The 8,240-nt window shown below is 68.6% G+C and carries 10 protein-coding genes and 1 pseudogene; all 11 read left to right on the forward strand.

Annotation, left to right across the window (positions count from 1 at the left end; genetic code table 11):
- Nucleotides 1-553: 553 nt before the first annotated feature.
- Entirely contained in the window at nucleotides 554-1,210 is a 657-nt protein-coding gene (locus AN218_RS03625; protein WP_070015165.1) for a hypothetical protein, read from the forward strand.
- A 677-nt stretch (nucleotides 1,211-1,887) separates the two neighbouring features.
- The gene (locus AN218_RS03635; protein WP_171908589.1) at nucleotides 1,888-2,883 is read left to right on the forward strand and encodes a DUF932 domain-containing protein; all 996 of its coding nucleotides are present in this window, start codon (nucleotides 1,888-1,890) and stop codon (nucleotides 2,881-2,883) included.
- 94 nt (nucleotides 2,884-2,977) lie between these two features.
- Entirely contained in the window at nucleotides 2,978-3,430 is a 453-nt protein-coding gene (locus tag AN218_RS03640; protein WP_070015168.1) for a hypothetical protein, read from the forward strand.
- Between the two features lie 83 nt (nucleotides 3,431-3,513).
- Complete coding sequence (locus AN218_RS03645) at nucleotides 3,514-3,921, forward strand: hypothetical protein (protein ID WP_070015169.1); 408 nt, start codon at nucleotides 3,514-3,516, stop codon at nucleotides 3,919-3,921.
- A 199-nt stretch (nucleotides 3,922-4,120) separates the two neighbouring features.
- Nucleotides 4,121-4,456, forward strand: coding sequence for a hypothetical protein (locus AN218_RS03650; RefSeq protein WP_070015170.1), 336 nt, complete (start codon nucleotides 4,121-4,123; stop codon nucleotides 4,454-4,456).
- Between the two features lie 54 nt (nucleotides 4,457-4,510).
- Nucleotides 4,511-5,320: a hypothetical protein gene (locus tag AN218_RS03655; RefSeq protein WP_070015171.1), complete on the forward strand. Its 810-nt coding sequence runs from the start codon at nucleotides 4,511-4,513 to the stop codon at nucleotides 5,318-5,320.
- 50 nt (nucleotides 5,321-5,370) lie between these two features.
- A complete protein-coding gene (locus AN218_RS03660) occupies nucleotides 5,371-6,234 on the forward strand; it encodes a hypothetical protein (RefSeq protein ID WP_141747429.1) in 864 nt (287 codons plus the stop codon).
- Nucleotides 6,235-6,471: 237 nt separating this feature from the next.
- Nucleotides 6,472-6,876 (forward strand): hypothetical protein, encoded by a 405-nt coding sequence (locus AN218_RS03665; RefSeq protein ID WP_070015173.1) that lies wholly within the window; start codon nucleotides 6,472-6,474, stop codon nucleotides 6,874-6,876.
- 156 nt (nucleotides 6,877-7,032) lie between these two features.
- Nucleotides 7,033-7,257: a hypothetical protein gene (locus AN218_RS03670; protein WP_070015174.1), complete on the forward strand. Its 225-nt coding sequence runs from the start codon at nucleotides 7,033-7,035 to the stop codon at nucleotides 7,255-7,257.
- Between the two features lie 358 nt (nucleotides 7,258-7,615).
- Nucleotides 7,616-7,828, forward strand: a complete 213-nt coding sequence (locus AN218_RS35940; protein ID WP_141747430.1) for a hypothetical protein — start codon at nucleotides 7,616-7,618, stop codon at nucleotides 7,826-7,828.
- A 138-nt stretch (nucleotides 7,829-7,966) separates the two neighbouring features.
- A pseudogene (locus AN218_RS03675) lies at nucleotides 7,967-8,240 on the forward strand (mucin-2); the annotation flags it as partial.

Genomic DNA, 8,240 nt, shown 5'->3' on the forward strand with positions numbered 1-8,240 from the left:
CTTTTGGGTTTTGTCTAGTACGATGGTTCAGACGGTACACCCTCCCTACTCAACTTGGGAGAGGAGATAGGAATGCGCAATACTCCATTTTATCTTGAGTATATCCTTACAGTGTAGACTCATTCTGGATACTGAGGTCTTCATTCCTTTCATTCTTGTTCTCGATGTTTGCGGTATTCCCTATTCTTGTCGGGGCGGGGTGCGGGCGCGCCCCGCCCCGACAAGGAAAAGCCCCTAGGTGCTCTCGTCGCCGCGTCGCCGCCGTCCGCTCCTTTCGCTCTGGTACTCCATTCCTTCCCCTTTCCTGTCAGCGTGGAGCGGTACGGGGGCGCACCGGGGGGTTGTCAGCATTGGTGGGGAGGTTGTTAGGGGTGGTGACCTGCGTGAATGGGCTTGTGGTGTGTGGTGTGGGGGAAGCCGTAAGGGAGGCTGTAGGGGAAGGTGTTGGGGAGTGAGTTGACCACCCCCGCATGCTTCCGTTACCATGGATGTTGTTCGGGCCTGAGAAACCCGGACACCGCCGAATGATCCATCACCATGAAAGGCATCTGCTGTGCGGGAAATCGCCATCATCGACGGCACCGTCATTGAGAACACCGCCACGTCCCCGGTAGTTGCGAAGCTGCGTGCCATCGCAAATCTGCTCTCTTTGTCTGCCCTTACGGCAGGCGCCCAGATCGTAGAGAACCTGGATTCCGATTACGTGGGTATCGCGCTCTACCGCACGCGCACCGGCGGGCCCGTGGTGCTGCGGGCGCCGAAAACGGGGCAGACGAAGTTCACCCTGGTCCACGAGTCCGTTGACGGAAGCGGCGCGGATGATCGGTTCCTCACCAGTTTCCCGGGCGACATGGGCCCGGCGGATCTGGCGTACCACACAGACGGGTTTCTGAAGTCGCGAGGGCTTATTGAGGCGCCCGATACGGCCCCTGGTGCCGCTCGTGAGTCTGGCCCCGTGGTCAGTGGGCGGAGCGCCACGGAGCGCGCTGAGCGTCTGCTGTGGACCCTTCTGGGGTCGGATGCGGGCGGGGAGGCTTGGGGGGTCTGTGACGCCGTGACGCCGGAGCAGTTCCGGGATTCGGCCGTCGCTCACCTGGTGTCCCGTACGCGCGCGACGCGCCGGGAACTCCTCTCCGCCGACTGGAGCCGCTTGTTCGGCCTGTTCTCGGACTGGGAGCGCCTGTTCGGCCTTGTGACCGTCGACGCCTGAACTCCCGTCCGTACCCGCGTGTGTGGGGCCCCTCAAGCGGGCCCCACACACGCCCCCTTGCGTCCCGTAGACGAATCGGAGGTTCTGTCATGTCCCGAACCCTGCACCACATGCCGCGCCACGCCCCACGGTCGCGTCGTGCTCCCGAACCAGCTCGGGGTGAGCAGCGCGAGCAGCGTCCCAGCCACAAGAGCGAGCGCGCGCGCACGCGTCAGGTCCTGCGTGCGCAGAGGAGGACTTCCCGATGAGGCGTACCGCCGGTCATTCGACTCCGGCGGCGCAGCCGGTCACGCCCTTTGAGCGGGACCAGGCGCGCGCGGCTTTCAGGGCGCTGTTGGACGCGTACGGGGAGACGTTGCCGGGTGGTCTGCCTGCGCGTTGGGCGGTGCGGAAGGCGTTCGGACTCGGTTGGGCCATGTGTGCTCGTACGGGGAGTGCTCCGCTCGCGCTGGCCGACGTGCCGTTGCCGTTGCCGTTGGGGAGCGTCCGGGAGGTATTCGAGGCTTACGCCATGGGTGATGTGAAGGGTACCGCCGTGTGCGAGCCGGAGTAATTGCAGGTCAGGGAAGGGGTACACACCTCCCCCGACTTCCGCCACCATTGATGTTGTTCGGGCCTGAGAAACCCGGACACCGCCGAATGATCCATCACACGAGAGGCAGGCACACGTGCCGCACATGATCGAGAAGTTCCGCGACGGTACCGCCGCGTTCGCCAGCGCCCGCGAAAGCGCATGGCACCGTCTGGGCACCGTCACCACGGACGCCATGACCGCCGAGGACGCCATGCAGAAGGCGTACCTGGGAGGCTGGAACGTTCGGAAGATCGCGCTCACCGGCGCCGAGATCACCGACGACGGGGTCGAGTCGGTCGAGTTCCCCGAGCACTTCGGAACTGTGCGCACCCACCCCAAGACCGGCAAGCCGGAATGGTTGGGCGTCGTCGGCACCGACTACCAGCCCGTTCAGAACGAGGAACATGCCGAGTTCCTGAACCTTCTGGTCGAGGAGTCCGGGGCACACTTCGAGACCGCCGGTTCCCTCCGAGGCGGGCGTCAGGTCTTCCTGACCATGAAGCTGCCGCAGACCATGACCGTCGGCGGGCACGATCGCGTGGATCTCTACATCGCGGCCTTCAACGGGCACGACGGAGGTTCGGCGTTCCGTGTCGTGACGACGCCGGTGCGCGTGGTGTGCGCCAACACGCAGCGCGCGGCACTGCGTAACGCGGTCTCGTCGGTGTCGATCCGGCACACGAAGAACGCGAAGAGCCGGATCATCGCGGCGCGTGAGGCGCTCGACCTCACGTTCACCTACGCCGAGGAGTTCGAGAAGGCCGCCCAGCGCATGATCGAGGCCGAGATGTCCACCGGGGAGCTGCGGGACGCCGTCGCGCGGATGTGGCCGGAGCAGAAGGACGAGAGCCGCGTCACGCAGCGCAACCGGGAACAGCGGCTCGGGAAGATTACGGACCTGTTCGAGAGGGCGGAGACCCAGGCGAACATCCGAGGCACGCGGTGGGCGGGCTTCCAGGCCATCACGGAGTACGTGGAGCACTTCGCGCCCAGCCGGGGCAAGACGGAGGCCGCAAAGGGCGACGCGCGTGCGGAGCGCCTGATCAACGGTTCGCAGGACGCTCTCATGCGTCAGGCGTTCGAGCTGACGGCCGTGTGACCCCTGCGGGAACTGCCGGGGCGGGCCCGGTCGTACGGGCCCGCCCCGGTTCCGCCCGAGACCCCCTCAGTCGAGAAAAGAGGAATCCCACGTCATGACGTCCGTAGCGAGCGAGCCGCCTGAGCGCGCCGACGACGCCCTGCAAGCCGTTCTTCAGCATGTAGGCGCCGGGCATCACAAAATCCTCATCTGCGGCAAGTGGCGCGACGGCACGGAGTTCGCAGCAGGAGCGAACCTCATGGCCGCCCCCGTCCCGCATGAGTGCATGGGCATCCTGCCCCTGGACCGTGACGATTTCGCCTCGCTCCTGGTCAATCTGTCGAGAGCGCTGCACCCCGTCGACGGTGCGCGCACCTGTCTGTTGCAAGTCCGGACGGCGGAGGCCGACGGGATCGCCTCGCGTTGGTGGCAGGTAAAGGGCGATTGGCTCACTCCCTACCCGGAGGCGTCCGCCGCGCTCTCCACGGATGAGCCGCTGGACCCGTTCGAGCGCTTCCCGGAGCCGGGAGAGCTTCCCCGCCCCGACAGCAACCCGGGCCAGAGCTAGCGCCGCAGCCTCACCACACCGCCAGGTGGCGGGCCCGTACGCCGGGCCCGCCACCCACGCCCAGCCGAGTATGAGGAGAACCCGTGATCGATGTCATTACGGCCGCCAAGATGACGCCGAAGATCCTTAGTGCCGTCCTGGACCACGTCGGCCACGGACCCCACGAGCTCACCGCCGCGCCGAGCTGGGGCGCGCCGACCGTGACGGGCACCGTCGAGGCGGGCGCGGATCCGCAGGAGGGGGCGGCGTTCCCCGTACAGACGGTCCTCTGTACGGCTCTCAGCCTTGGTCACCCCGCAGTGCTGTTCGTCCGTAGTCACCAGGGTGACGATGAAGTCGTGCGCGCGTGGGAGACGTCGGGCGACTGGGTTGTCCCGGTCGCGGCAGACCGTTGCCGGGAGGCGACCGAAGGGCCGGGCACGGCGGACCTCGGACTTGCCCCCGACTTCGCCGTGTACCCGGAGCCGGGAGAGCTTCCCCGCCCCGAATAGTCCTGCCCTCCCGGGGTGGTGGGCGCGGCCATGGTCGTTCCCACCACCCCGGGGAAGAGGGGCACCGCCGGCCCCCGGGCTCAGGGGCGGGTAAGGGGCTCGCGCCCGCGAGCGCCCTCACGTCGCGCCGGACGTACACGCACCACGCGCCACCACACCGCGACTTCCGTCACCATGGATGATTAGCGAGGTTCCCGACATGGCCAGCGCCGACAGCGGCACGGACGACGCGGCCCCGACCTGCTTCATGGCGTCGCACGCCACGTCGGCGGGCCCCGGCGGCCGGACGGTGCACTACTACCGGAGCGACGGCAGCGCCGGTAAGACCTGGTGTCGCTTCCCTCTGTCGCACGAGGCCAGCGTCGAGCGGCTGCGCCGACTCGACGCTCAGGTACTGCGGAAGTACGCCCCCGCGCGCGGCCCGGCGCGGCGTTCCGCCGCCCTGGCGCCGTCCGCTCCGCCGTCCGGTGAAGCCGCCACTGCCCGGGCGGTGCGTCTCTTACCGCGCGGCGCCCTCTGCTGCGAGCCCCTGTGACGGGCCGCAGCCTCCGTTCCCGTTCGTCCGTCTTCGCAGTGAGGAGCAGCCCGCATGCTCAGCTTCCCGACACCGCTCGGAACCGTCCGCGCCGAGACCAGCCGCCCCGCGTGCAGCGGAGCCGTCGACTTCCGGCTGTCCGGCGCGGTGAGCGGCACCGTCCATGCCAACGTCACGCACACGCCCCGCCAGTGGGACGACTTCGGCACGATCCGCGTATCCCTTGGGGACGTCGATCCCCTCTACGTCGCCGAGCCGACCAACCCCGTCCTCGTGCGCAAGGTCGCCTACCGGGGGCACGTGCAGCGCACCGGCGCCGGAAGCCCGTGGGAACCGGGCGTCGGCGGGATCACGAAGCTGTGCGACGGGCACCCCGCACCACCGCAGGCCGACCGGACCCTGCGCATCGTGCTGGAGGGGTGCGCGAACGCCTACGCCGAGCGCGCGGACCTCCCGCAGTTGCGCAATCACGCCCGCGCATGGGAGGCGCCGCAACTGCTCACGTGGCTTGCCCGCATCATCCCGGACGAGGAGCGCCAGGCACGGCGCGAGGAGCGCGCCGCCACCGCGCACCGCGGGCGCGCAACCCGCTTCACGCGGCTGGGGTGGGCCGCAGCCGGCCTGTTCCGGCGGCAGCCCGCAGAGGCTCCGGACGTGCCGCTCGCGCTGCTGCTCGCTGGTGTCGCGGGAGAGGCGCAGACGGCTGCGCATGCCGCGCGCGATGCCGCGCACTGCGCGGCGAGTACGCGCCGCCTGGTTGCGCACATGCACACCGAGCGCGCAGGGCTGCGGGACGTCCTGGCCGCTGCCGATCCCTCCGGCGCGCATCTGCACGTCGTACCCGATCTCGTCCCCGCCGCCTGATCACGGCCACCGGGACCGAACCGCTTCTGCCTGAACTGGAGATGATCCGTATGCCGATGAAGAAGATGCCCCGCCCGATCACCGACGACGCCGCGCTGCTGAAGTTCGCGAAGGAGACTGCGGCTCTGCTGGGCCCGAACTGCCGCACCACCGGCCCCGAGGAGGGGCGGTGTGGCCGGGCGGTCATCGTGGACGACGAGGGGCGCGCCCTGGTCGTTGAGCGCGAGGGCGACGCCAAGCTCACCGTCACCGCGAAGACGGACCGGGTGCCCAGCCCGCGTATCGGGGTCAGCGCCCTGTCCCCCGCGCACGTGAAGGATCACATTTGCCGCCGCCTGTACCCGCTGCACGCCAGGGCGGTCGAGGAGGAGCAGCGGGAGAAGGCAGCCGCCGCGCGGCAGCGACAGGCCCGCGTCGCTCAGGAGCAGCGCCGGACGGCGGCCGTGTTCGCGGACCGGTGGAGCGACGAGCCGTTCATCGCGCTCCTGGCGGACCTGCTGCCGTGTTCGGCGGTCGAGGCGCTTGCCGGGGTGCTCCAGCACCTCACCAACCCTGGCGTGGTCCGGAGGTGGCTGGCCGCGCACTCCCGGGGCAGCGCCGAGATGGGGTACACGGCCGAAGATCACTTCCCTCTCCGCGGCGGGGAGTCGGCGAACGCCGGGACGGGTAAGGCGGCGTTCGTGCGGGAGTGGACCAGCCCGGACACCGTGGACGACGTCGCTCCCCTGCTCGACTGCTGCCATCTGGAAGCGCTCGCGCGGTACCTGGACGATTTCCCCGGCAGCGACGACGCGTACGCGATGCGCTGGAGGACGGTCCATGTGGCCAGTAATCCAGACTGCCACGGGCTGGAGTACCACGGCCTGGCCGCGACGCAGGCCCCCGCTGCTGCTCAGCGAGCCGGAGTGCAGTAGGGCTGTGCAACGACCGGTGCCGCCCTCCGTACGGCGGGCGGTGCTCACGCACCCAACCCCGGCGGCTCCGTACGGAGCTGGCGCTCTGTTGGCTCTGCCGGGATATCCGTGTTTCCGCAGGTCAAGGAAGGGGTTACACTCCCCCCCCACCTTCCGCCACCATGGATGTTGTGAGGGCGTGAGAGGCCCGCACACCGCCGAACGATCCATCACCCGAAAGGCTTCACCGTGGACACTATGCGCATCTTCCAGAAGTGTCGGACGGCCAGCATCGGCAGGATGCTGCGCGACCGGCTACGCGTCATCGCACAGCGGTTCTTCGCCGACCGCGCGCCCTTCTACGTCGACGACTTCGACGGGCCTCTGACGCTGGGGAAGGGGATCGAGCTGCAGCCCGTCTACGATCCCTCGCTGCGCGTCTTCTCCGTGCTCCTCCGGCGGGAGAGGGTACCGGCGGGCGTTCACGGCCCCTCTCCGTACGCCGACCACGCGACCGAGACCATCGGCCAGTTTCTGCGCGAGTGCGGTGTGCGGCAACTGACGAAGGGCGAGGAGTTCAGGCTGCACGGCGCGCTACTCAAGGCCAAGCCTGCACCCGACTTCGCGATCTTCTGCCACACCTACGGCATCGAGGAGCGCTGACGGCGCCAGCCTGCCCCCACCAGCCATCCAGCCATCACCGAACGGAGAACCCCGTGCGCAATTTGCGACTTCCTTGTCCTCGGTAACCCGGAGCCACAGGAAGTCCGTGAAGTCACGGTGGAGTCGTCACCAAGGAAACCGGCAGAGGAGACAGTGATGGACGAGAAATTGAGCTTCGGTCAGCGGGTTCGGAGCACCGTCGACAAGGACTACTGCTACGCCCCTGCTGGGTCCTTCGGGACCGTCATCTACCCCCTCGATAACTGGGGTGACATCGGCGTCGTCCTCGATGGCGACTCATCTGGTGGGACTCATGCCTATGGCGCGGACGAACTCGTGCCCGTCGCGGACATCCCAGAGTGGCTCGCTGCCCACATGTAACCGGGGCCGCAAAGGCTGCGCCCGTCGATCCGTCACACATCCGAGCCAAGACCGGCACCGACTCCTACCGTAGCCACCGGGCCAGACGCGGCGCAGGTTGTGATCGTCGGGATGCCACCGGGAAACCGGCAACATCATCACCTCGTACCTGGCGGCGTGCGCGGACGATGAGACGACGCGCGCCGAGCAGCTTCGCGCGGGGTTCCGGTCAGTTCGCCGGCGACCGGGTGCCCGCCGTCCTCGTGCGGCTCGTAAGCGCCGTCGGACACGAGCACGAGACGCAGAGTCCGCCCGGGAGGCAGGAGCGGGTCACGGCCTCGATGGCGGGGTGGTTGTAGCTGGCGTGCTCATGCCGCAGATGTCGAAGGTCGAGCTGTATGCGGCGATCCGGCGTGACCACCGTATGAGCAGGACCTTTCACCGGGAACAACCCGATGCTGTCTCCGCAAGCCCCACTGCTCGCTTCACCGCGAAGGCCGTGCAACGGGCGCTTGCGGCCTCATGCGCACTCGACCCGAACCGCCCGAACGCGGACAACGCCACCACACTCGTCGCCGACCTCACCGCATGACCCGACGCACGGCGCGCTGCTCAAGGCGAAGTCCGGCGCGCTCGACTTCGCGATCTTCTGCCTCGGCGTCAGCCCGTCACCGGTGGGGGCGGGCAGTACCCGGCCCCACCGTCCAGACATCACCGAACGGAGATACCCGTGCGCAATTTCGCCACCTCGCAGGATATCGGTCTGCGGTCCGCGCAGTGCGGCGCGACCGCCGTGCGTACGGCCCCCGGCGGGGCGCGCGCGTATGTCCTGCTGGACGGCTTCGGCTACAGCGAGGAGGTACGCGAGTGGACCCGCGCCGCCGCGCGGCGCCTTGCCCGCACCGCCGCCCGCATGGCCGATGCGAAGTCGGGACTGCGCGCCGAGTACGACGCGTACGCAGCCGAGCGCTCCGACACGGACGACCCGTTCCTGCCCGAACTCC

This window comes from Streptomyces nanshensis, from assembly GCF_001751255.1.
GTDB classification, from domain to species: Bacteria; Actinomycetota; Actinomycetes; order Streptomycetales; family Streptomycetaceae; genus Streptomyces; species Streptomyces nanshensis_A.

Coding starts and splice junctions, on each gene's coding strand:
- AN218_RS03635 (WP_171908589.1), top strand. CDS start 1,888: ATGATCGAGAAGTTCCGCGACGGTACCGCCGCGTTCGCCAGCGCCCGC.
- AN218_RS03640 (WP_070015168.1), top strand. CDS start 2,978: ATGACGTCCGTAGCGAGCGAGCCGCCTGAGCGCGCCGACGACGCCCTG.
- AN218_RS03650 (WP_070015170.1), top strand. CDS start 4,121: ATGGCCAGCGCCGACAGCGGCACGGACGACGCGGCCCCGACCTGCTTC.
- AN218_RS03655 (WP_070015171.1), top strand. CDS start 4,511: ATGCTCAGCTTCCCGACACCGCTCGGAACCGTCCGCGCCGAGACCAGC.
- AN218_RS03660 (WP_141747429.1), top strand. CDS start 5,371: ATGCCGATGAAGAAGATGCCCCGCCCGATCACCGACGACGCCGCGCTG.
- AN218_RS03665 (WP_070015173.1), top strand. CDS start 6,472: ATGCGCATCTTCCAGAAGTGTCGGACGGCCAGCATCGGCAGGATGCTG.
- AN218_RS03670 (WP_070015174.1), top strand. CDS start 7,033: ATGGACGAGAAATTGAGCTTCGGTCAGCGGGTTCGGAGCACCGTCGAC.
- AN218_RS35940 (WP_141747430.1), top strand. CDS start 7,616: ATGTCGAAGGTCGAGCTGTATGCGGCGATCCGGCGTGACCACCGTATG.